Here is a 23647-nt window from a genome sequence, read left to right on the forward strand (position 1 = left end):
GTTGTCAGGCCTGATTGTTAAGGCTGAAATTCAATTTCACGATTAGATCGTTGAAGTCTGGGTTGTTGTTATCCAGTCCTTCGAAGCCGATCAGATTGCTGCCCAGCATCCGGATGTGATTGGTGCCGTTGGGATTGGCATCCGCGAATGCGAAATAGTCAATCACTCCCGCAAGCTGATGATTTGTTAGTCGTAAGACCGGTGCGAGCAGTGATTGTTCCTGAACAATGGCTTCGCTTGTGCTGGTGATGCCATTCTCAGTCGTGAGATCTTTGAGTGCTGTCACGGTATTCGCCTCATGAAGAGCGGCAGCTTGGTAGCCGTCGTCTCCTGGTTGCAGGATCTGGCCGCTGAGCGGGTCATGAACGGCGCCGTTTGTGTCGAGCACGCGATAGAAGCTCACCTGTGAGGAAAAAGCTGCCTCCCTGCTCACTTCAATTGATGCATCAACGATCATGTCTCGGCTCAAGCCAGTGAAATCCAGCAAGGGAGCGATGGTTTGCTGCTGGCCGATCAATGCATCCAGGTCACCAGTGCTGTGGCTGAGCTCCAGGTCGACGATGAGTCCACTGCTGGATTGAATTCTTGCTGTGCTGTCATCCAAGAGCTTCGGCTCAAGAAGATTCAGGCGTGGGTCATCCAGATCGTTCAATTCGCTGAGATCGGCTCCCTCGACTTCAAAGAACCGCACTTGCTGGTAGTCGACCATTGAGAGCTGTTGCTTGAAATCATCGTCTTTCAACAGGGTTTGATCGCCCTGCAGGAGATTGGAGAACAGGATCTGGGAGCGTTGTTGCAGCTCCTCGAGATCACTGAGAGATGCAAGATCGGTTGGCTCACCATCGTTGAAGATCACCATCCCGAAGCTGTTGACGTTGTTCGCCTGGCTTTGGAGTGAAGCGCTCAATTGCAGGGGGATGTCCGTGTTTTGCAGAACCCCATCGCGGCGAGCTCTGGTCGTGACCTGTACGGCCTCCTTCTTGTCGCCGGCACTGAATATTGGGGTTAAATCGATGTCTCCAAGGCCCTGTCCTGCAAAGATTTTGGACATGTCTGCAGCGATGGCCTGCTCAAGACGGATGCTGCTGGATGCGGGGTCGGCATCGGTGGTCTGGTTGTCGCGCATGGCGAGATAGACCCAGTCGGCACGGCCATCGTGATCGAGGTCGTAGAGCCGTGCTCCTTCGCGACTCAGGGGGTCGTAATTGAGGTCGTACCACTCCCAGGAATCGAGCTGGTCTTCGTCGAGAATCGTCAGGATTTCTTGTGGGTCTCCCGGAGCGGGTTGATCGCGTAATACATCGAGTTCGAAGCCGATGCCGATGCTTGGCAAGGCAGTGTTCTGCAACCTGAGATCCATCTGCAGGCCACGGCTGGGCATGCCTGACAGCTCGATGTTGCTGTTGCGACTGAGGACTCCGGCAGTTGTATTGTCGAGAAAATATGCCCCGTGCATAGTCAGCGGGCTGATTAACTTTAGGTCAGAATCTATCAAGGTGTAATCACTGTTTTCACTGAGTTTGTTGGCGAGATTGCTGTTGTCTTTGAGTAGCTGGTTGATATCAATCTCAGGCCAGAATCCAGAGCCTCCGTTGAGACTGATGGTGTTGATGCTGGCTGCTGATCCGTCAGCTAACTCGATGCTGTAGCGTAAACTTGTATCAGGTTGAAGATTGAGATAATCGTTGGCAGTGATTGTAAGGATTTGCTGTGAGACATCTTTGGGCAGTGCGAGCGGAATTAAGATGCTGTCTGGATTGATATCGTCTATATCTGATTGATAGATACCAGATAAGAGGTTTGTGATTTGCTCCAATTGCCAGGATGCTGGAGAAAGGTTGTTGAAGCGCGCTGATGCCTCCTGGGAGAGGTCATTCTCGAATATCCGCATCTCTGCCTCATAGTCGCTGAGTCGCTTGAGATAACGTCGCCATTGGCTGACATCATGTAGAGTGAGTTCAAGGTCGACAGAATTGTCGATACTGTTGATTAGATTTCTATCGATCTGAAAAACTAGGGAGTCGTTTTTCAGATTTCCTCTTTTGTCGTATGCTGCATCGTCGAGAAGTTGAAGTCCTACCTCGCTCGTCGTCAGTTTGGTTTTAGAGTCTGCTGGTTTGCCCAGATGATCAGAAAAGCTGTAGATCCAGCTCCCCTTCCCCATTGTTCCTGCGATAAGAAGATCGTCTTCCGGAATGTATTTAGTCATACTCACGTGTGCACCAGGGCTGTTCAAGCTGCTGTTGTTGGCCTCGCTTTTGTTCAGCTGCCATGGCATGGCTTGAAACGTTCCTGGGCTGCCGCTTGTGGGATCCAGCTCCGTGATCCATTGCCCTTGAAGTCCTCCGAGCACAAGCTGGTCTGGTCGTTGCTGATTTCCTGGAATGAAAACAACGGATTGCAGGCCATAGGTGTCTTGCTGAGATCCTGCGATGCCGAGATCGCTCAGGCTGATACGGCTGGGTATTCCGCTTGGCCCTGTTTTCCAGCAAAGAAATTGTTGAATGTTGGTTATGGGTTGTTTGCGTTGAAAGCGAACTGATGTTCCTCCCTCGATCCAGTAAACGGTATCGTCTGATTCCTTATTGCCAGCCGGTTTGTGGGCAATATCGGTGATGATTTCTGCATCAACAGAATAAAACTCTTTGAGCTCATATTCGTCTGCATCGTTGCTACGCGTGCGTCCTAAAATTTGTGTTGAACCAACGCGCTCTTTTGTGATCTGGTCAATTTTGTGGGTGGCAATGTACAAGCTGTCGACGTGATGCTCTCCTGGAGAACCTTGATTATCAATGGCTGTTGGCAGCCATTCAATTTCATCACTCAGGTCAAGATCAGAAATGAGTTTTTTGAAAGTCCATGTGTTGTTTCCTATATCGACTGTCTCGTAAATGTTCTGGCTTCCCGTCATTACGATGCTGTCAGAATTATAAGGATTGGCTTCAAAGGGAAGAATAAAATTGTCGGCTTCATGATAAACCGGCTCGCCACTTTCTGACCATGGTTTTGGTCTTTGCGTTTTGTCTGTTGTTTCAAGTTGAAAGAATGTGGGATTGTATTTGACGATGTCTCCGCTGTCATTAAGGCTGAATTTTGTCAAGAATCCTGCATCGCTGGCATAGTACCTTTGAGAAGACAGGAAAATATCTTGTAGGGCTGTTTGAGGATTGCTTCGTGCAATCGCGATCTCTCCATCGCCGGACCAGTAATTTGTAAATGTCTTGTCGCCATATTGTCCGAAGGAAGCGGCGTTGTCCTGAAAGGAAGAGATCACGGTGTTACTCACCGGATCCCAGTCGCTCATCATTACCTCGAAGCTGTTGAGCCCTGTAGTTGATAAACTGCGCCACCAGAAATCTGGATCAAGTTGTGCCTCTTTTGATTTGGACAATTGAAGCGCCCAGATGCCACCGTCATCAGTCTGGATCGCAAATTGTTTGCCATCTTGGTCAATGAAGACCACGCTGCGGCTGTCGGCGTGGGGCTGCCCTCTATCGACAACGAACTGGGCGTTGGCAGCATCGTCCTGCAGGTCCTCAAGGCGTGGTCCGTAAAGTGGTGTCCAGTTTTGTTGGTTGGATTCGGTACCAAAGTCGACCTGTAAGAGGCCGCCTGCGAAGTTCAGTGATGGAGCAAAGCTTGAATTTGCAAAATGGTTGCCGCCGGAGACGACGCTTGTTCCGACAGGATTGAAAGGATTTGATTGTAGTGAAAAGTTTTTTGTTGCTTGGCTGGTTCCAATTTCCTTGCCGTTGAATTCCTCGTAACGATAGTCTAATAGTTGAAAGGTATTTGGGTCGATCTCTAAGCGATCAATCCGGCTGATTTGTCCTGATTTTGAAGAGCCCAAAAATGCAACAACATTTCCGTTTACTGGATTCGGGTGGATGGCTAGACGTTGAATTTGGTGAAATCCTTTTTGATCCCTGTTTTCTAGAAGATCGGCTACGAGCGCTTCGTCACCTTGAAGATTGATCCACTCAATGCCGTTGTGACTGAGTTGGAGTTCCGCGCCCTGGTCGGGAGAGAAGTTAGTGCCTTCCTCTTTGAAACCCCAGGATCGACTGCGCATGAAAAGTTCATCACCATCCAGCTCAACAGCGCCCAAGCGAAAATCACTGGGTGTTCTTTGATCATTTTGTAGGTGGAACGAGTTGTGTATTTCTTGCTGGAGATCATCGCCCTCCAAAAATGTTGAGTTAATGCTCAGGCTGGCGTTAAAGGGTCCTTTTCGACTAGTGGGGTCGCTTTTGAAGCTTGTAATCAGGTTGTGGCCGCTCCACTGCAAACCACTGACCAGCTTCTGATCAAGTCTGTTCAGCAAGTCTGTATCCATCGGGATCCAGCGAATGTCCCCACCTGGCAGGATTTCACCCACCTGGAGACCTACGCCAGGCGTGTTGATGCCGCCGTAGTTGGAGGTGTCGCCGCGTCCAACGGCGAGATAACGCCCATCAGCGGAGATCGCGAGGTGGCCAATGGATTGCGAGCCTACGTAGCCGCTGCCTGGCATCGAAACCCATCGCCAGGTGGTGTCCGATTCCAGGGGGTTACCACTGAGGTCGACTTCACGGACATACACACCGCCGTTCACACTTCCGGCGTAAATCAGCGTGTTTCCGCTTTGCGGGTCTGGCAGTACGGCCAGGCCATTGGTTGCTCCGGCTGCCAGCGTTTGCCCTGTTTTGTATGAAACCCCAAGACGCCCCTGGTAGCCGTCACGCGTGACGTCCAGTCCTACAGGAAGCCAAACGTTCGGGGTGATCGACGTCATTGGGTTGTTTTGACTGAGCCTCGTTTAGGACTGATCAGTCGCTCTGTCAGTTCTTCAGCTGTTGATGGATGTACTGCAATTGTCGACTGGCCTTGGCAATGCAGAATTTGACACCACCCAACTCTGTTGTGGTTTGTTTGAGGTGGTCCTGTGCATCGTCGTGTACGGCTTCGATCCCGTTCAGCAGCATGGCGATGACCTGATTGCCGCGGCGGCAGCGTTCACTGACAAGTGACAGCATCTCCACGACGAGGTCAGTATCAAACAACATGGCCTGTAGCAGTGCTTGGCCCGGAATGGCCAGCAGTTCTGCAGGTCCTCCCACCACACGGAAATCGGCGTAGTGCTTGCCATTGGCGAAGAATCCAACTTCGCCAAGTAATTCCACGGCCTCCACTTCGGCCAGAGTGTGGATCTGATCGCCGTGATGGACATCAACCGCGACATGGCCCTGGGTCAGCAACATTAATGTCTCCACGGAGTCGCCTTGATGGAACAGCACGTCTCCTTCATTTGCGATCAGCTTCTCAGGGTTGAGCTCCTGTTGGTGCGCGACTAGCAGGAGCCTCAGTCGTTCTCTGAAGGCCTGTAGTTGAGGTTCATCTCCCCACATGGCTTCACGGTTGTTCTTTCCGTGATACATCCAATCGCGGGAGAATGCCTGCGTAGATGGAAGGATCAGCCGGTGATGGCTTCGGGAAGCCTCAATTCGTTGCGCCACTCATTGAGGGGACGATCCCAGCCCTCCTCCAGTTTGCGGGCGATCACAAGCTCGGCATCCAGTCCCATCTGGAAGCCCTTCGCCAGTGCGCGCAGCATCGGAGCCAGAGGTTCATCCTTCTGCAGTGCCTTGAGCATGCCTCCGAAGATCAGCATCACCGCCAGAGGGGATCGGTTCTGGGCGAGATTGAATCCCTGCAGGCCCAGTTCACTGACGCCATCGATTCCAAATCCGGTCAGCACATGTGCGATGTCGTGGGTTTCCTTGAGGCGGTGCAAGATGTAATCACGCTCATTGTTGATGGGTGAAGGGTCGAGCAGCGTGTCAGGAGTGATGCCGAGGCTGATCAGTTGATCGGCGTAACAACGCCCGAGTGTGCCCTCCGGAAGGCTCTGCAGTGCCGATAAGTCGATCGGCTGCGGACGCCAACCATCCTTGACTAATTATGCGAAGTCGGGATTCTCCAGCAGATGGCGGGCCATCTGCTCGGCCATCGGACTGTCTTTGACGTTCGCTCCGATGGCAAGGACGCTGTCTAGGGAGCCCGGATTTTTGAGCAAGGCGGCCAAGCCGGCTAGCAGCTTCAGGCTTTGTAGTCGTTCTCCGAGTTTGATTTGCATTGATGCTGGGCAGGTCCGCATAGTTTGCGGCCTTTGCGATGTTCAGTCATGGTCTGAAGATTGGGTGGATATCCACTGCGTTCGTTAACCCAGACCTTCGACGTGCTATGGATTCAGAGTCTTTTCCATGGCGATCATGCTGCCCTGGATCGAGACTCACGTTCAGTTTGACCTCGCTGCCGATGATCAGTCGCGACGATCTGCGGGCTATCGCTCTTTTCGAGAGTCTTGACGATGAATTGCTTGACAAGATTCTTGACCGACAGCGTGAGCTGGTGCATGAAGCGGATCAGGTCATTGTGATGGAGCAGGACTGGGGGGAGTCCCTGTTTTTGCTTTGCGATGGTTTGGCCAAAGTGCGCACCTACACCACCGATGGTGATGAGGTCGTGATGTCGCTGTTGGGAGCTGGTGATGTCTTTGGAGAGATGGCGGTTTTCGACGGAGACACCCGGTCTGCTGATGTGGTTGCTCTGACCAATCTGCGTCTGGTGAAGCTACGGATTCCACCCTTTGCGGCACTGTTGAATCAACAGGCTGGCTTTGCGCTCGCCCTCGCCCAGCTGGAGGCGAACCGCCTGCGTGACCTTAATCGCCGTTTTGCACTTCAGACTGCGGATGCGACGACCAGGCTTCTCGGTGCCCTTGCCTATCTAGCCCGTAAGAGCTCGGCCGACGACGATCTCCAGGCTCAGATACCACCTCTCGCCCAGCTGGAAATTGCCTTGATAGCAGGTCTTGCCAGGGAAACTGCCTCGCGCACACTGAGCAAGTTGCGTCAACGCGGCACGGTGATTGAGGACAACGGTCGCTTGTCTCTTGTTGATCTCAAGCCCTTGGAGAAGCGTGGTCTGCTGTCCTAAGCAGCCTTGCTGAGTGGTCAGAACCGATATCGCAGCTTGCCGTAGACACCGCTGCCGAGCAGCCAGTCGTTCCAGAGCCCGATGTTGTTGTCATCGTTGAACTGGTCCGTCCAGCCCAGTGAGATTGACCAATGGCGTCCATGCAACCAGCGCAGCAGGACTCCGCCGGTGCCAATCGTGTCGTTGAAGCTCAAGGAGTCGCGGTTGGTTTGAATCCCGCCCATGCCGAAGAAAGGCACCAGTTGGAGAGTGTTGTTTTGGTTTTGCCAGAAGGACCAGTTCAATTCAGCGCTGCTCAACCAGCCAGTGTCTCCGCTGATCAGGGTTCCTGGCAGTCCTCTCAGCCCCACATCGCTTCCCAGTGAGAAACCCATGTCGTTGGTGAGTTCGTTGAACGCCACTTGCCCGGCTGCACGCCAGTTGAGTTGAAGGTTGGGCGCCAAGCGCCAACCCAGGGAGGTGATGCCACCTAGGGCTCGCGATTGGTCGGGGTTGATGCCGAAGTAAGCCAGATCCTTCAGTTGCTCTGCGCTGCTGAAGCCTGAAAGTCCTTGCAGCCAGTACATCTGCCCTGACCATCCGAGGTTGTCGTTGCTTCCCGCATGTCCGATAGCAAGTCGGAGGTAGCCGGTGTTCAGCTGCCCGTCCGGGCCGCCACCGATGATCAGCGGAACCGAGCGACCATCCAGATAGCTGTCGCTGCGGTTGGCGCTCAGGCCAGCCTGTGCGAACCAGAGCTGACGATCTGAATCTTTGAGGTTCCATTGCAGCTGCGCCAGCCCCTGGTACTGACGGAAGCTGAGGCCATGGGCCGGACCTCGGGCTTCAACCAGATTGCGGCGACTGGCGCCAAAGGATCCGGTGATGTTCACCGATTCCCCCAAGGGCAGTGTATAGCTGATGGAGCCAAGCGATGCTCCCAGTTCTGGATCACCATCAGCATTCAGTTCGCCGTAGATCTGAAGGAAGTCTTCGTCGATCAGAGCTTTTGGTTTCTGCAGCACAGTGAGCGCTCGCCATTCACCGCTGCCTGCATTGCCGTCGTTGCGAACACTCAGATCACCTCTCCAGGGATGGCTGGCGGCGGTGACCGTGAGAGTTAGAACGGCTTGAGTTGGATCACTTCCCAGTTTCCCAAGGCTTCCTGAGACGCTGCCGACGACAGACTGCTGCTTGAGTCGTTGCAGCTGTTGTTGAAGACTGGGCAGGTGAAGGGTCTGATTTAAGAGGCTTGCGAGGCGCTTGCGCACCTTCTGCTGCAATTGCTGATCGTCACTGTTGACGTGCAGCTCCACCAGCCGGCCCATCACGACAGTGAGATGGGCTGGTGCGGGCTCTTCATCAATGAAAACCCGCGAATTCACATAGCCGTCCTGCTGCAATTGTCCGCTGAGGGTTTCAGCGCAGCGTTTCAGACGTGTCTGTGCACTTTTGTCGGCTTGGCAACGGCGCAACAGTTTCCGGAGTTCTGATGTGCTGTAAGGCGTTGTGCCCTTGATTTCAACGGAGATATCACCGTTGTCTTCTGAAGCTGGTTCGGACGGCGAGACTCCTGGCTCTGTGAATGAATCGTTGTTGGGAGCCAGCTGTCGGTCGTCGACGTCCGGTTTGGTCTGGGGAGATTCCGGCTCAAGTTGCTGAACCGGTGCCGGGTCGGGCACACGAGCGGGGCCTGGTTGAAGGGGAGGAGATACCAGTTGCGCCAGCAGAAGCAGCATTGATCTGGCAACTGTGAGATCAGGCGAACTTTAAAGTTGAACAAACAAAATTGGCCTAACCTCGTCTCCAGGCACCAAATTCGTTGCAAGTTTTCCCTGGAGGCAGCACGTCATGCGAGGTCTGGTGCTGTGTCCACTCGTTGCGCTGATCGTTGTTTCTCCTGTTCAGGCGGATGTCGCAAGTCGTTCAGCTGATGGACTTGGGACTCTGGTCAACGGTTCAGCGAACGGTCGCTGCAACAGTGGTCTCTGTCGGATCGATGGTGGAATCGACAGCGGCAGCAATCGCTTTCATCGGCTGAGTGAATTCGATACCCGCGGTGCGATTCAGGGTGTGTCGATCAATAGTGATGGCGTTCGCAATCTGGTGCTGGGAGTCACAGCACCAGACGGCAGCTTCATCAACAAAAGCGTTTCACTGACATCTCCATCGCATCTGTTCCTGCTTTCTCCAGGGGGGATTCAGTTGATGCCTGGGGCTTCTTTTCAGCAGATCCCTCAGCTGACGCTGAGTACAGCAGCCCAACTGCGCTTCGCTGGTGGTGTGTTCGATGTGTTCAACACTCCGCACCATGCCATTTCAGCCTTGCAAGCTGATCCTCTGCCTGGAGCTCTGGGCTTGCTGCCAGGGGAATTGGGAGACAAAAGGCCCTGGATCCGCATGGATGGAATCTCCATCGATGTCGACGAGGCTCTGCTCGTGGATGCTCCTGGTGGGCGCATTGATGTTGATCAGAGTCGTCTTTCAGTCAGCAACCCCACTGGAGATGGCGGCACGCTCACGCTTGCTGCAGATCTGATTCGCGTTGGAGATGGAGCTGAATTGCTGGCGACTGGCTCCGGGAACGGAGGGGTTGTCCAGGTCGGTGGCAGTTGGCAGAACAGCGATCCCGCTGTGCGCCAGGCAACTCAAACCTGGATGCAACGTGGCTCTCTGGTGGATGCTTCATCGACGAATGCCGGTTCCGGCGGAACGGTGGTGATCTGGAGTGATCTCAATCATCCTTCCGGAGGAACGGTTGCGGAGGGAGCGCTTCTGGCCCGTGGTGGGGCCGCTGTTGGGGATGGAGGGCGGATTGAAACATCAGGTTCCTATTTGCGTGCTCAACCCGAAGTCATAGATGTCTCGGCGATGAAGGGATCAGCAGGTGAATGGCTGCTTGATCCTTACAACATCACGATTGGCAATTCAGCTGGAACGATCACTGAACAAACGGATCCTTCAGGCGGAGGAAGGTTGTTTGAATCCAGTGCGTCCGCTTCACGTGTGGATGTTGCTGACATCAAGACCGCACTCGGCACCGCAACAGATGTGCGGATTCTCACCGGATCAGCGGATCCTTCCGAGGGAGGAAACATCACCTGGGAATCAGATGCACCACTGAATTATTCAGACAGCTCAGGAAATCTCGCCCTTGATGCCGCTGGATATATCCAGCTCAATTCCAATATCACGACGGGATCAGGTGGTCTTTCTCTCCAGGCTGGTGTGGGGTTCGTGGAGGCTGCATCTGGGGTCACCCTGGATCTGCAAGGACCGTTGAATATTTCGACCGGTGATACCACCATCGGTACCCCAAGTTTCTCCGCACCTGAGCTAGCCGCAACGCTCACCGGCTCCGGTGATTTCACGAAAACTGGTAAAGGCCGACTGATCCTTTCGGGCAGCAGCAGCACCTGGTCGGGCCGCACTGATGTGCAAAACGGCACGCTGAGGGTGAGTGGTTCCAATGCATTGGGTGCTGGCGGTCTCACCAAGGTCCAGAACGGCGCCACCTTGGAGCTGGATGGTGGCATCAGTCTCGCGGCGAATATCGAGCTCGAGGGAGGCACCCTGACGAACTGGTCCGGGGACAACACACTCACCAGTCCCGTGCTGCTGAAAAGCAGTGCCTTTGTTGATGCACGAAAGAACAGTCTCACGCTTGATCCCAGTTCTGGCAACGCGGTTGCCGTTGATGTCGCGACGCCGGCTGACAACTCTGATCTCACGCTGACAGGTGCTGGTGACCTTGTTGTGGAGGGCAAGATCAACCTCAAGGACGGTGAGGGCGACTTCCGCCAGATCGGATCAGGTGTTGCCCTTTTCAAGAACGACTTGCTGGTGGAGCGGCTGGAGTCCACTGGAGGCGGGACGCTCTGGATGGATCAGCCGGCTGGAGCACCAGCAGTAATACCGCCTGGCTCATCACTCTTCTTGGACAATGGTTCGTTGCTGCGCCGTGACAAGACCGAAACGGTGACTGGCACCAGCCTTGAATTAGGCGCTGGTGGTGGTGGCATCAGCGTTGGGACGAGCTCCACGCTGGTCTGGGATGCCCCCATTAGCGGGACAGGGACGTTCACCAAGGCTGGCGATGGGACGCTTCGCTTCCCCGCTTCGGCGGACATCACCTACACAGGTGCCACCTTCGTGAAGGGCGGCTCCCTTGACGTGTTGTCTAATTTGCCCACCTCAGCTACATGCAGCGGTACGGGTTCCTCAAGCCTCTGTGCCGGAGGTGGCGGTGGAGGAGGAGGAGGTGTTGATCCCACCCCTGAACCGGAACCGGCACCTACCCCTGAACCGGAACCGGCACCGGCACCTACCCCTGAACCGGAACCAGACCCCACGCCTGAACCGGAACCGGACCCCAACCCGGAATCGGAGTCGACCAATGCGCAGCCTGAGTCCGATGCGGGCATCGTCTCTGATGAGTTGCAGAATGCGGTAGCCGATGTTCCTGTCTTTCTTCCTGCTGAGCAACGGTCCACTGTCGATGCTGATTCGCAGACCTCCGTCAGCGGCCAGGCAGATCTGATCGCGGCCCAGCCGCAAAGCCTTGATGCAGGTCTGCAGGTTGATTTTGGCATTGGAAGCGATTCCTCGACCACTGCAACAGCAGTTGTGCCTCAGACCACGGTGATGGCTCAGAGCACCCAGACCATGGCTCCCGAACAGGCGGTCGCGCAGTTGCAACAGTCTGACCAGGCCGCCGCAAGCCGTACGGCATCGTTGCTTGGTTTGGACCAAGCTCTTCAGAGTGCCCTCCCCCCTACACCCACTGTTGAGGATTTGCAGGGCGTGCTGGATCAGGTCGAGCGTCAAGGCTTCGGCACCAGTCCTGCGGTGCTTCAGGTCCGCTTCACCTCGACTCCGTCTGACAGCGCCCAGGACAGTTTTCTTGATCTGACCCTGATTAGTTCCAAGGCCTCAGTTCAGGCTCGACGTTTAACGGTGGATCGCGAGCGCTTCGCTGGCTTGCTCAAGGCCTTGTATCGCCAGCTGTCACGCCAGGAGCCCTTGGCTGTTGATGATCCAGCCTCGCCGAGTCGTCAGCTGCATGCCTTGCTGGTGGAGCCGATCCAGGATGCGCTCCAGGGCCAGGGCATCAAGACGCTGCTGATTGCTGCTGATCAGGGCTTACAGGCTGTCCCCTTCGCAGCACTCAACGATGGAACCTCGTTCTTCGGTCTGAACTACGCCTTCGGACTCACGCCATCTCTGGCCCTCACGCCGCTGACTCCAGCCCAGTCGACGTCTACAGGCCAGCTCGCCCTTGGCGCTTCTGAATTTGATGGTATGGCACCCCTACCGCTCGTGCCCCAGGAGCTCGAGCAGCTGGATGCCTCAATTGGTGCCGATCGTTATCTCAACCAGGAGTTTTCACCTCAGGCCCTGTTGAACAGAGCAGCCGACCAGCGCTATTCCCGTGTGCATGTGGCCACCCATGCCGACTTTCGACCTGGGGGGCCAGCCCAATCGGTGCTGCACACCGGCACTGGGCCAATGTCGATGTCCCAATTTGCCCAGTTGCGCCGCAAGCGCGGTGAGACCCCTTTGGATTTGGTGGTGCTCAGTGCCTGCCGCACACTTCTTGGCGATCAAGAGAGTGAACTCGGTTTTGCCGGGTTGGCGTTGCAGGCTGGGGCCCGCAGTGCGGTGGGCACTCTCTGGTATGTCGATGACGTGGTGACTTCGGCATTCTTTGTGCAGTTCTATCGCTTGCTCGATCAGGGCCTGCCCAAGGCGGAAGCTCTGCAACGTACCCGTCAACTGTTTGTCTCTGGCCTGATTCGCCTCGAGGGTGATGAAGTGATCGGTCCCAATGAGTCACCGCTGCTCACGGATCTCACTCCTGCGCAGCGTCGCCGGATCTCCGCTGGAGTGCAGAACCCGTTCTTCTGGGCCGGCATTGAGCTGATTGGTTCACCCTGGTAACGGCTGAATTGCACAGATTGCTGTGATTGAGATCACAGCAATCTGTGATCGGCCACAACCCCTTTCCCCTCAGGTAGGCGTCAATCTGGAGCAGTCAGCACCTCCGTGCCGCCGCACGCCCTTCGATGGTTCGCTTTCAATTCTTCTCTGCCGTTAGCGCTTCCCTGCTGAGTGCATTGCTGGTGAGTGTGTTCTCCAGCCCTGTCCTTGAGGCGGCTCCCCGCAATGTTTTTCCTGGCCGCAGGATTGGCGGGGGTACAAGGGGCGAGTGCGCGGCGCGCCCTGTTGTACATCTGGTCCCCGCTTCCAATGTGTTCAGCCCAGGGGCACGAAAGCTGATTGCTGTACTGGAGGGCCCATCTGCGAATCCTCAACCTTTAGACGTCACCCTGCAATCGGCGTCTGCGGACGGGATCGCTGACCCTGGTGCCGGCCCGCTGATGCAGAAGCAGATTCCGGCTGCGGTGAATCGCCTGGTGCTGTTGAGCATTCCTGCAGCGCCTGTGCCCATGCTCTGGGAGTCGTCTTACCGATGTGGTACCGATGGCGGAGCCGATGAATTCGGCTTCATCACATCCTCAGCTCCACCGGCCCGTAGTCTTTTGCTTCCGGATGGCAGCCCAGAGGCTCAGAACCAGCGTGTGGAGATGGAGTTGGCTTCCCTTAAAGCTGCTTGCGGCACCTCGATGCCCCTGGCGCATCTGAAGACGGTTTTTCAGTTCGATGATGAAGTCATCAATGACTCCTGGCCGGAGCAGGTCACGGTGCAGTGCTTCTGAGTTCGATCACCTCCAGCGGTTCTAAACGTCCTTTGATCAGGACCGTTCCCCATGGTTCGCTGGTCACATGATCTGGCAAGGCTTCAAGAAGGCACTGGGTTTCACCCGATACCAGGATCCTCACCATGCCTTCATGGCGATCCTTCTCCAGGCCTTCCAGTCGAGACGCGCAGTTCACGGTGTCGCCAATCACGGCGTATTCCAACCGCTTGCTGCTGCCCAGAGATCCAGTGAGAACGGGTCCGGAATGGATCCCGATCCGCATGCGCAACGCTGGCTGCCCTTCTTTGGTGAGAGCTTCATTCAGCCTTGAGATCTGTTCCTGAATCGCCAAGGCAGCTGTCACGGCGTGGAATGCATCCATTGCCGGCCCCTTGGAGACAGGTGCACCGAAGACGGCGAGCATGCCGTCACCGGTGAATTTATTGACGATTCCGCCGCGACTGGTGACGGCATCAACGCCGATGCACATGCCACGGTTCAGCCACTGCATCAATTCAGAAGCAGTCAGCTGTTCGCTCACACTCGTGAAGCTGCAGGTGTCACTGAACAGCACCGTGACCTGCTGTTCTCTGCCCGTGAAACGCCCGTCCTTGATCAGATCTTCGCGTTGATCCCAGAGTTGCTGGGCAACAGCAGGTGAGCTGGTCTGGCCAAGCAGGCGACGCATGTCTTGTTGGTGTCTTTGGCTCTGGACCCCGCGCCTCAGGATGCCGCTACCACTGAACAGCACCAGGCCGGAGAGGGGCATGGTCAGGCCGACCCAGACTCCACTCAGCGTCAGCCCGAACACTGAGCTGATCAGGAGGATGACCGCGGCAGAGAGCAGCACCAAACTGCGGCGGATTCTTGCCGGACGTTCGGCGATCAGCACACCGAACAGCACCACCATCAACAGCAGCAGCCAGCGTTGCCAACCATGCAGGGTGATGATTTCCGGTGCACGGTTCTGCAACAGACGCTGCAGAGCTTCAAGGCGCTGAGCATGCAGTTCCACCCCAGAAACTTCAAAAAACCGAGAGTTGCTGACAAATCGGCTATGAGGAGTTTCAAACAGATCACGCAGAGAGGGTGCCACGTTGCCGACCAACACCACTCGGCCAATGATCATCTCCTGAGAGACCTCGCCACTCAGGAGAGTTGCTAAGTCCAGAGATGGGTAGCGTCCTGGTGGATAAACAGGGAGCATGGCCTGATAACCGGCTGCATCGAGGTCCTGATAACCGCCAGATTGTTCATTCAGCCAGTGACGCTCGTTGAGCTGTTCGAGCTGTCTGTCCAGGTCTCTGGTTTGGCTGGCCGTTTCCAGTAGTCGCAGTGGCAATGCTCGCACTGCCTCCTCCTGCCCGCCGACGTGAATGAGATCACGTCTCACGACGCGGTCAGCATCCATGACCAGGTCATTGAAGGCCTGTTGCCTGGCTGGTGCTCCAGGGATCGCTGTGATGCCAAGGTGTTCATTGCGTATCGAGATCAGGCGTGGATTGCGCTGAATCTCGTCATGAAGGCAGGGCTTGGCCTGATCGCGGTACAGGTCAAGGCCGATGGCACTGGCTCCGAGGGTATCGAGCTGTTTCAGAGCTCTGCAGAGAAGGGTGTCGTCGAGGGGCCAGCGGTAGCGCTCGATGTCGGCTTCGTTAATCCCGATCACCGTGATCGGCCAGTTCAGGTCTTCGGCTTGACCATCAATGGCTCGGTTGCGCAGGTTGATGGCCAGGTCATAGACGAGCAGGTTGGCGGTCTCAACCAAGGGCGAATGCTGCAGGCCCACCAGCAGCCCTACAGCTATGGCGTAGGGAATGGCCTGGTGAATCGGGCGTGGCCAGTTCATTGCTCCTGACTGGAAGGACTGAACAGTCTTTTCATGCGAGCGATCAATGCGCGACGACGGGATTCAGCACGTTGCTGTTGGTTCGCGTTGAGTTGCTGTCGTCGTGCGGCCATGATCGAGCCCATGGTTTCGAGAATGTCTGGTTGTTCCTCGAGCAGTGGCAGAAGGTGTTTGCGCTCGATCTCGATCAAGACGCATTCGCTCTTGCAGATCACAGTCGCTGCACGTGCTTCACCTGTGCAGAGTGCCATTTCTCCGAAGGCATCACTGGTCTGAAGATCGGCGACGTGCCGACCTGGATGTCCGGTGGAGCTGTTGGTGTTCGCTTGAAACACTTCCAGAGTTCCGTGGACCACGAGATACAGACTGTCTCCACGCTCTCCCTGCCTGACGACCGATTCACCAGGTGCGAAGGTCTGGCAGCTTGCAAGACCCGCCAGCATTTCATGCTGATGATCATTGAGGTGAGCGAAGATTTCCGTCGAGGCCAGGAGCTTTTGCTTGTGCTCCGTTGAGATGTTGCTGGATGGCAACTTGGCTTGGCTGGGCTTGGTGCGAACGTCTCGGACCGGGTAGGGAATCGACTGGTCAATGCGATGGAGTGCATACCAGATCTGCTCAAGTACCGAGCTTCTCAACTGGCGCAATTCCAGTGCGGTGGTTTGCCAGGTGAGCAGGCTGTAGGTGATGGAACTGTCGGCGAAGGACGACACCCACACCTTGGGAGTGGGCTGACGCAGCACCCTGCGGTTGTGTTGAAGAATGCGTTGCAGCAGCTGAATGGCCTGGCGCGGAGGCAAGCTGTAATCCAATCCCAGCTCGATCATCTGACCCACGGGTTCTTCAGGCTTGAAGCGGCGCAGGCCTTCCACGGCGATGCGGCTGTTCGGAACCACAGTGATTGAGCCATCCAGTCCACGTACTCGGGTTGTCATCAAACGGAGGGATGTGACGACTCCGGTGGTTGTGCCCAGATCAATCCAGTCACCCTCTTCAAAAGGAGAGTCCACTTGCAGGGAGATTCCCGCGAACAGATTCTTCAGCGTCTCCTGAGCGGCAAGACCGATGACGGCGGTGACGACGGCTGACGTGGCTGCCAGTCCGACGAGATTGACGCGGAATTCCCTGTGAATCACCACCATCACCACGGCTGTGATCACCGCAAGGGTGAGCAGGTCCCGCAGGATCTTGGCGGTCGGTTTCCACCAGCCCAACTCTGCAGGAATCTGCAGGATTCCCCAGGTCAGGATGCGGATCAGGCTCAGAGCCCACAGCAGGGTGATGGCTGCTTCCAGTGAGTTTTGCAGCAGTGTCGCCCCGGCGTCGCTGACGATTTCAGCCAGTTGGTTCAGCAGCGGGATGCCGATCGCAGCAATCAGAGGCAGTCGCAAGGGCGGTGGGCTGAGTTTCTGGCGTTTGCAAACCCGATGGATCGTCAGCAGTGCCACGATGACCAGAAGGCTCACAGTCAGAGTCATGGCGCTCAGTTCTGCAGGTAGGTGCTCTGACGCAGACTGATCTCCAGATGGTCCATGAGTCGTCGTGCTTCGGCGATCTTGAGCTGATTCCCTCGGATGGACCGCTCACTGGCGATACGCAGTCGTTCCAACAGAGATTCCGGGTTGTGTTCCATCGCCATCAGCACCTCGGCGTTGGTGTCGCCACGAACCACGTGATCCACCTGGTATGCACCGCCGGGTGCCAGACGAATGTGCACCGCGTCGGTGGTGCCGAACAGGTTGTGCAGGTTGCCCATCACTTCCTGATAGGCCCCACCCAGAAACATTCCGATCAGATAAGGCTCTTCCGAACGCAGGGAATGCAGCTCCAGCAGTTGCTTGCTGCGCCCATCGGCAATGAAGCGGTTGAGGCGACCATCGGAATCGCAGGTGAGATCAGCAAAATGGCCAAGCTCAGTCGGTTTTTCCCCCAGGCGGTGGATTGGCATCAAAGGGAAGAGCTGCTGAATCGCCCAGGTGTCGGGGGCAGAGCGGAAGATTGAGAGGTTCGCGTAGTAGGTGAGCGCCAGGACAGCCGGCAAGGCCTGAAGTTCTTCAGGGAGCACAGCCTGCTCAGGGAGCCTGTCCACAAGGGCTTTTGCGCAGGCCCAGGTGAGCTGCTCCGCCTGGCTGCGTTCGGTGAGGCTGAGATAGCCGAGTCTGAATGCGGCTAATGCATCATCTTTGAATTTGAGGGCATCATTCCAGGCTTCCTGCAGTCGGGATACATCCGCACTGCCGTCATTCGGAAGCGTCTTGATCCCGTCCAACGTGTCGTGCAGGTTGCGCACGATCAGAGAGTCTTGCTCGGAGCGCGACGGTGTGGAGTGCGGAAGTCCGCCGCTGCCGAGAACGTTGAAGACCAGCACCGAGAAATGGCTGGCAATGGCTCGGCCGCTCTCGCTCACCAGAGTCGGGACGGCTACATCGTGGGGTTCACAGCCTTCTTTGACTGTGGCGACCACGTCGTTGGCATAGTTCTGAAGCGAGTAATTGGTCGAGGCGGCTGTTGCTGTGCGACTGCCGTCGTAATCAATACCCAGTCCTCCTCCCACATCCAGATACCCCATCGGGGCGCCGAGTTTGTGCAGTTCCACATAGATGCGTGATGCCTCCTGCAGAGCATCTTTCACAACACCGATGTCGTTGATCTGGCTGCCGACATGGAAGTGGAGTAATCGCAGCTCTGCAAGCAGGCCTGCCTCGCGCAGGGCTTCCACGGTGGCGAGGATCTCGGGGACCGGCAGCCCGAACTTGGCCTTGTCACCAACCGAGCTGCCCCAGCGGCCGGTGCTTCGGCTGGACAGCCGAGCGCGGATCCCGATCAGAGGCGCAGCCCCGAGTTCCCGGCTGGCATCAATGATCCGTTGCACCTCATCGGCTTGCTCGATCACGACCACGGGCCGTCGGCCCAGGCGCCTGGCCAGAATCGCCGTTTCGATGTAGCGCTGATCCTTGTAGCCATTGCAGATCAGCAAGGCTTCGGGATCGTCAATCAGCGAGAGGGCAATAAGCAGTTCTGCCTTGCTGCCAGCTTCGAGACCGAAGTGCCAGCGCTTGCCGCAGCTCACCAGCTCCTCCACAACATGGCATTGCTGGTTGCATTTCACAGGGAACACGCCCTGGTAACGACCGCTGTAGTCGTATTGAGTGATCGCTCGTTCGAAGGCGGCATGGAGGCTTTCCAGCCGATCTTCGAGGATGTCATCAAATCTGATCAGTAGTGGCAGGTTGAGATTGCGGCCCTGCAGGCCTTGCACCAGCTCCACCAGATCGAGACTGCCGCCGCGCTCTCCACGTGGCTGCACGCTCATATGGCCGCGCAGATTGATGGAGAAGTAAGGATCCCCCCAACGTTGGAGTCCATAGAGATCTGAACTGTCCTGAATAGTCCAGGAAGTGGTCGCCGCTGATCGTCCGTCTGTCTCCTCACGTCCTGGTTGGTTGGCGTCGGCGAGCACCATGCGTGGGAAAGCGCAGTAATTAATAGAGCAAATCTAAGGAGCCCGCTTCAGAGCAGCAGAAACCGGCAGGTGCCTGTCTTGCTTGCCAAGCGGGCCGCTGAGCACAGAAGATGGCAGGCTTCTTGCTTGTGATCTTCATGGCCACCGAACGCACGTTCATCGCCATCAAGCCCGATGGTGTCCAACGCGGACTGGTGGGTGAAATTCTCGGTCGCTTCGAGCGCAAGGGTTTCAAGTTGGTTGGCCTGAAGCAGATCACCCCCAGCCGTGATCTGGCTGAACAGCACTACGGAGTGCATAAGGAACGTCCCTTCTTTTCTGGGCTGGTTGATTTCATCACTTCAGGTCCTGTGGTGGCCATGGTCTGGGAAGGCGATGGCGTCATCGCCAGCGCTCGCAAGCTCATCGGTGCCACAAAGCCCCTAGAGGCCGAGCCAGGCACCATCCGTGGGGACCTTGCAGTGAACATCGGCAGAAATGTGATTCATGGTTCCGATGCAGCTGAAACGGCTCAATTTGAAATCGGTCTCTGGTTCCAGCCCTCTGAGCTCAATGACTGGTCCCCCTCCGACCAGAGTTGGCGTGTTGAGGCTTGATAGGCAAGCGATCGATTCGGATCACACAAGCCCCGGGACGAGATCCCGGGGCTTTTTGTTTCTAAATTGCTCTGTGAATGTAATCCTGTTGATTTCATGATTCGGGAAACGAGCGAGGTAATCGAAGCCGCAAAAAAACCGCTTTGCCAACGCAAAGCGGTCCGTTGTTGAAAGCGAATTAAACGGATTGTCAGATCAACTGAGTGGAAGGTTGAAGATCCGTGTTGCTCAGAATGGGATTAGTTTCTGATCCAGGAATGGCTGAATTGGTCGTAAATGGGTTGAGCTGGTAACTGGCTGGCTGAAGATTGCTGCTCATCAGGATTGGATCAGTCTCTAATCCTGTAATCAAAGGCTTGATCTCAGCTTGATTGAACCCTTCGCTTTTGGTGAATGTCTCAGTAGCCAGGTTGGATTGTGGGTACTGGTTTTGCTGATTTTCCTGGCTAAGCAGGAAATCATTTTTGTTGATAATTCTCGAGCTCAGATTGTGTTGGCTGAAGTCGGCGGCCTGTACATCTTTGAAGATGACCAAGGCAACTTTGTCGTTGTCTTGTTGCTTGAATCCATCGGAATCAAAGTACAGGGTGCTGTCGTTTCCTTCTTGCGCGAAGCTTAAAAAGCCATCTTCAAAAATCGATTGTCGATTGAGGCCAATCCCATGGCCGATCAGGATGTCATCGCAGTCGACGCTGTCACCATTTTCACCGGTGATGAAGTCCACAAACATCAATGGGTCGCCTGGGTTCGTCTGCGGACGAGATCCTTCAGATGAGTGCTGGCTGTTCAGCTTTGGCTCTTGATCCATGCTTGTGCTGTTGTCAGCCAGGGCTGGTTTGAACTGGTTGGTTTCTGCTTTGGGGCCCGTCTCAGCAACTGGGCTGTTGAGGTCCTGAACCATCGGTTCCTCAATGGGACCCACCTGCTCTTGAGATTCTTTCGCTTGGAGCAGGCTTGTGAAGTAGTTGCGGGTTAGTCGCAGCTTGTCGGAGCCAGCACCGGAGATGTAAGTGATTCCAGTGCCGCCGTCGACGGTCAATACATCATCTTGAGCACCAGTGTCCACAAGCAATTGCTTGGTCTGAAGGCCAGTGATTCTGACGTTGTCGAAGCCTTCGCCAGTTCGCACCGTGCTGTTGAGCGCATTGCCCCTGATCTCGACGCTGTCTTCACCAGGACCAACATCCAGCATGCTGTTGCGCATGGCCCAGACATTGCTGTTCTGGCCACGGGCGTGGGCATGGATGCGCACGACATCGTCACCGGTTTCGGTTTCGAGCACTGAATGGTCGAGACCGATGGCTTCGGCGTAACCACGGCGATTGCTGGCGGAGGCTTTGATGTGCACCTTGTCGTTATCGGCGCCGGTGTTGATCTGGGAGTTCAGAGCGCCGTAGGCGGCGATGGTGTCAGTGGTGTTGCCGCGAGCGATGGCATTGATGCGCAGTTTGTCTCTGCCTTGGCCGGAGGTAAAGGAGCTGTTGTCCATGCCGTAGGCGGGATCAAAGGCGCCTGCGCGGGTCACAGCACGGAGATCAACTTTGTCGTTACCAGGACCAACATCCAGGGTGCTGTTGCGCATGGCCCAGGCATTGGTGCTCATGCCACAGGCATGGGCATGAATGCGCACGACATCGTCACCGGTTTCGGTTTCGAGCACTGAATGGTCGAGACCGATGGCTTCGGCGTAACCACGGCGATTGCTGGCGGTGGCTCTGATGTGCACCTTGTCGTTATCGGCGCCGGTGTTGATCTGGGAGTTCAGAGCGCCGTAGGCGGCGATGGTGTCAGTGGTGTTGCCGCGAGCGATGGCATTGATGCGCAGTTTGTCTCTGCCTTGGCCGGAGGTAAAGGAGCTGTTGTCCATGCCGTAGGCGGGATCAAAGGCGCCTGCACGGGTCACAGCACGGAGATCAACTTTGTCGTTACCAGGACCAACATCCAGGGTGCTGTTGCGCATGGCCCAGGCATTGGTGCTCATGCCGCGGGCATGGGCATGAATGCGCACGACATCGTCACCGGTTTCGGTTTCGAGCACTGAATGGTCGAGACCGATGGCTTCGGCGTAACCACGGCGATTGCTGGCGGAGGCTTTGATGTGCACCTTGTCGTTATCGGCGCCGGTGTTGATCTGGGAGTTCAGAGCGCCGTAGGCGGCGATGGTGTCAGTGGTGTTGCCGCGAGCGATGGCATTGATGCGCAGTTTGTCTCTGCCTTGGCCGGAGGTAAAGGAGCTGTTGTCCATGCCGTAGGCGGGATCAAAGGCGCCTGCGCGGGTCACAGCACGGAGATCAACTTTGTCGTTACCAGGACCAACATCCAGGGTGCTGTTGCGCATGGCCCAGGCATTGGTGCTCATGCCGCGGGCATGGGCATGAATGCGCACGGAATCATTGCCTGCTGCGGTTGCAACGGTGGAATTGTTGAGTCCGGTCGCTTCGGCGTAGCCACCTCGATTGATGGCACCAGCGCGAATGTCAATGCGATCGTTGTTGTTTCCAGAGGCAATCGTCCGTCCGTCCACAGTGGTGACGGAAACGGAAGCTCGGGGGCCGCGGTTGCGTTGGAAAGCACGTGCGATGAAGTTCATGACTAAAGATGTGAGTGGAGCCTTTGCTCTCGAACTGACTCACCTTCAGCGCAAAGTTCTTCCGATCCTGTGATGCCAATCAGGCCTGATTCACGGCTTGCTCAATGATTGTTGTGACCTGGATCACGGCTTGAATGTCTGGTCCTGAAAGCGCCTCCAGCTAAAGGCTCTCAGCAGTTCTTCGTCCAACTTGGATGGTGTCTTCTTGAGGATTGCTCCGGTTAACAGGTCGGCGCTGACGGCGGCCAGCAACACTCCATTGCGATGGTGGCCGCAGGCCAGCCATAGACCCGCCATCGGGCTCTCTCCAAGCAATGGCCCCTCGTCTGGTGTGCAGGGCCTGAATCCCCACCATCGCTCCATGGGGGGCCAGTCAATCGAATCGGGGAGCAGGGAGGCCATGCCTTGTTTCAGTTTCTTCTGGCCTTGAGGCGTGAGTCCCTCGCTGAAACCGGCGTCAGGTTCTGAGGTGGCGCCGACAACCACGAGACCGTCATCTCTTGGCACCAGATAGGTTCCGGGGCCGAAAATCACCCGTTTCAGTGCGCCTCTTGGGGTTTGCAATGAAAGCATTTGTCCCTTGACGGGAAACACAGGCAGTTCCGGCATGAGTTCGGCGCTCCATGCGCCGCTGCAAAGCACTGCCGTTTCGGCTGAAACGGTTAACTCTGTGCCTTCGGAGTCGCGGATGCGGGCACCTTTGAGCTGGTTGTTGTCATGCAGGAGCTTCAACACTTCAACTCCTTCCTGGAAGTGCACCCCGCGATCAACACATGCACTCTCCAAGGCCCTCATCAACTGACGTCGGTTGTCGATCTGGCCGTCCTGGCTGAACAGAAGTCCAGAGCGCCACTGCTGATGAATGCCGGGAATTTCCTGAGCTAATGCATGGCGATTCAGCGGTTCTCCGAAGGTTGCCGTTGGATAATGGTGTCGGTCCTCCTCGCTTTGAAAAGGCACCACGATGCCCGTGAAGCGAAGGCCACACGAGAGGCCGCTGTCAGCCTCGATCTGAGCCACCCAGCTCGGAACACGCTTCAGACTGGTCTGTCCCAATCTGAGCAAATCTCTACTGAGTCCTTCGGCATGTGGCGCGAGCATGCCAGCGGCAACAAAGCCTGCTGCTTCACTTCGTCGTCGGCTCAGAACGGTCACGGCAGTCCCTTGGCGGGACAGTTGATGGGCGATGGAAAGACCCATCAGGCCTCCACCAAAAATCAGGATTCTTTCTGCTCTCGTCAAGCTTGCTGACGCTTCAGGACCCATCGTCATCAGCCTGGTTGCTTCGTCTTGAAATCTTGGCAATCCTCCCTAAGCGGTGAGCTCGGATGCCAGTTCCGATCCATGTGGTGTTCCGGCCGCTGTTGATGGAGAGGACGAGCAAGAGTTCAGCAATGTCGATCCAAGGTCTCAACGACATTTTCTCGAGCGAAGCACGCCATCGCTCGGGGGTACGGGATCTGTTTCAAGTGTCGCTTCCATAGGATCAGC

At 56.1% G+C, this 23647-nt stretch carries 14 protein-coding genes; 4 read left to right on the forward strand and 10 right to left on the reverse strand.

What is annotated here, in order from left to right; translation table 11 throughout:
* Positions 1–4: 4 nt before the first annotated feature.
* The 4 genes from SIB58_RS15755 to SIB58_RS15770 are packed head-to-tail and all read right to left on the reverse strand — an operon-like array spanning position 5 to position 6115.
* Complete coding sequence (locus SIB58_RS15755; protein ID WP_066912260.1) at positions 5–4774, reverse strand: DUF4114 domain-containing protein; 4770 nt, start codon at positions 4772–4774, stop codon at positions 5–7.
* Positions 4775–4820: 46 nt separating this feature from the next.
* A complete protein-coding gene (locus SIB58_RS15760; RefSeq protein WP_231857208.1) occupies positions 4821–5417 on the reverse strand; it encodes a cyclic nucleotide-binding domain-containing protein in 597 nt (198 codons plus the stop codon).
* Between the two features lie 35 nt (positions 5418–5452).
* Positions 5453–5908 (reverse strand): Coq4 family protein, encoded by a 456-nt coding sequence (locus tag SIB58_RS15765; protein ID WP_369813464.1) that lies wholly within the window; start codon positions 5906–5908, stop codon positions 5453–5455.
* 30 nt (positions 5909–5938) lie between these two features.
* A complete protein-coding gene (locus SIB58_RS15770) occupies positions 5939–6115 on the reverse strand; it encodes a hypothetical protein (protein WP_369813463.1) in 177 nt (58 codons plus the stop codon).
* 182 nt (positions 6116–6297) lie between these two features.
* On the opposite strand from SIB58_RS15770, the gene SIB58_RS15775 reads away from it, so the two are divergent.
* Positions 6298–6978, forward strand: a complete 681-nt coding sequence (locus tag SIB58_RS15775) for a Crp/Fnr family transcriptional regulator (RefSeq protein ID WP_066912257.1) — start codon at positions 6298–6300, stop codon at positions 6976–6978.
* Between the two features lie 17 nt (positions 6979–6995).
* On the opposite strand, the gene SIB58_RS15780 is transcribed toward SIB58_RS15775, so the two are convergent.
* The gene (locus SIB58_RS15780) at positions 6996–8696 is read right to left on the reverse strand and encodes a ShlB/FhaC/HecB family hemolysin secretion/activation protein (RefSeq protein ID WP_066912255.1); all 1701 of its coding nucleotides are present in this window, start codon (positions 8694–8696) and stop codon (positions 6996–6998) included.
* A 112-nt stretch (positions 8697–8808) separates the two neighbouring features.
* Here SIB58_RS15780 and SIB58_RS15785 point away from each other — a divergent pair, with 112 nt between their 5' ends.
* On the forward strand, positions 8809–12897 hold the full coding sequence (locus SIB58_RS15785) for a CHAT domain-containing protein (RefSeq protein WP_066912253.1): 4089 nt from the start codon (positions 8809–8811) through the stop codon (positions 12895–12897).
* Positions 12898–13022: 125 nt separating this feature from the next.
* A complete protein-coding gene (locus SIB58_RS15790) occupies positions 13023–13676 on the forward strand; it encodes a hypothetical protein (protein ID WP_066912250.1) in 654 nt (217 codons plus the stop codon).
* On the opposite strand, the gene SIB58_RS15795 is transcribed toward SIB58_RS15790, so the two are convergent.
* The 3 genes from SIB58_RS15795 to speA are packed head-to-tail and all read right to left on the reverse strand — an operon-like array spanning position 13657 to position 18970.
* Positions 13657–15507, reverse strand: coding sequence for a CHASE2 domain-containing protein (locus tag SIB58_RS15795; RefSeq protein WP_067326153.1), 1851 nt, complete (start codon positions 15505–15507; stop codon positions 13657–13659). The genes SIB58_RS15790 and SIB58_RS15795 overlap by 20 nt on opposite strands.
* Complete coding sequence (locus tag SIB58_RS15800) at positions 15504–16985, reverse strand: mechanosensitive ion channel family protein (protein ID WP_066912245.1); 1482 nt, start codon at positions 16983–16985, stop codon at positions 15504–15506. Before SIB58_RS15800 ends, SIB58_RS15795 begins: the two co-directional genes overlap by 4 nt.
* 5 nt (positions 16986–16990) lie before the next feature.
* Positions 16991–18970, reverse strand: a complete 1980-nt coding sequence (speA, locus tag SIB58_RS15805) for a biosynthetic arginine decarboxylase (RefSeq protein ID WP_066912242.1) — start codon at positions 18968–18970, stop codon at positions 16991–16993.
* A 137-nt stretch (positions 18971–19107) separates the two neighbouring features.
* On the opposite strand from speA, the gene ndk reads away from it, so the two are divergent.
* A complete protein-coding gene (gene ndk, locus SIB58_RS15810) occupies positions 19108–19566 on the forward strand; it encodes a nucleoside-diphosphate kinase (protein WP_066912269.1) in 459 nt (152 codons plus the stop codon).
* 190 nt (positions 19567–19756) lie between these two features.
* Here the strand turns inward: ndk and SIB58_RS15815 are convergent, their stop codons facing one another.
* Together SIB58_RS15815 and SIB58_RS15820 are read right to left on the reverse strand one after the other, a co-directional pair.
* On the reverse strand, positions 19757–22156 hold the full coding sequence (locus tag SIB58_RS15815; RefSeq protein WP_414494683.1) for a hypothetical protein: 2400 nt from the start codon (positions 22154–22156) through the stop codon (positions 19757–19759).
* A gap of 123 nt (positions 22157–22279) precedes the next feature.
* Positions 22280–23356, reverse strand: a complete 1077-nt coding sequence (locus SIB58_RS15820) for an FAD-dependent oxidoreductase (protein WP_067326214.1) — start codon at positions 23354–23356, stop codon at positions 22280–22282.
* Positions 23357–23647 lie beyond the last annotated feature (291 nt).

It is taken from the genome of Synechococcus sp. MIT S9504 (assembly GCF_047497135.1).
Taxonomy (GTDB): domain Bacteria; phylum Cyanobacteriota; class Cyanobacteriia; order PCC-6307; family Cyanobiaceae; genus Synechococcus_C.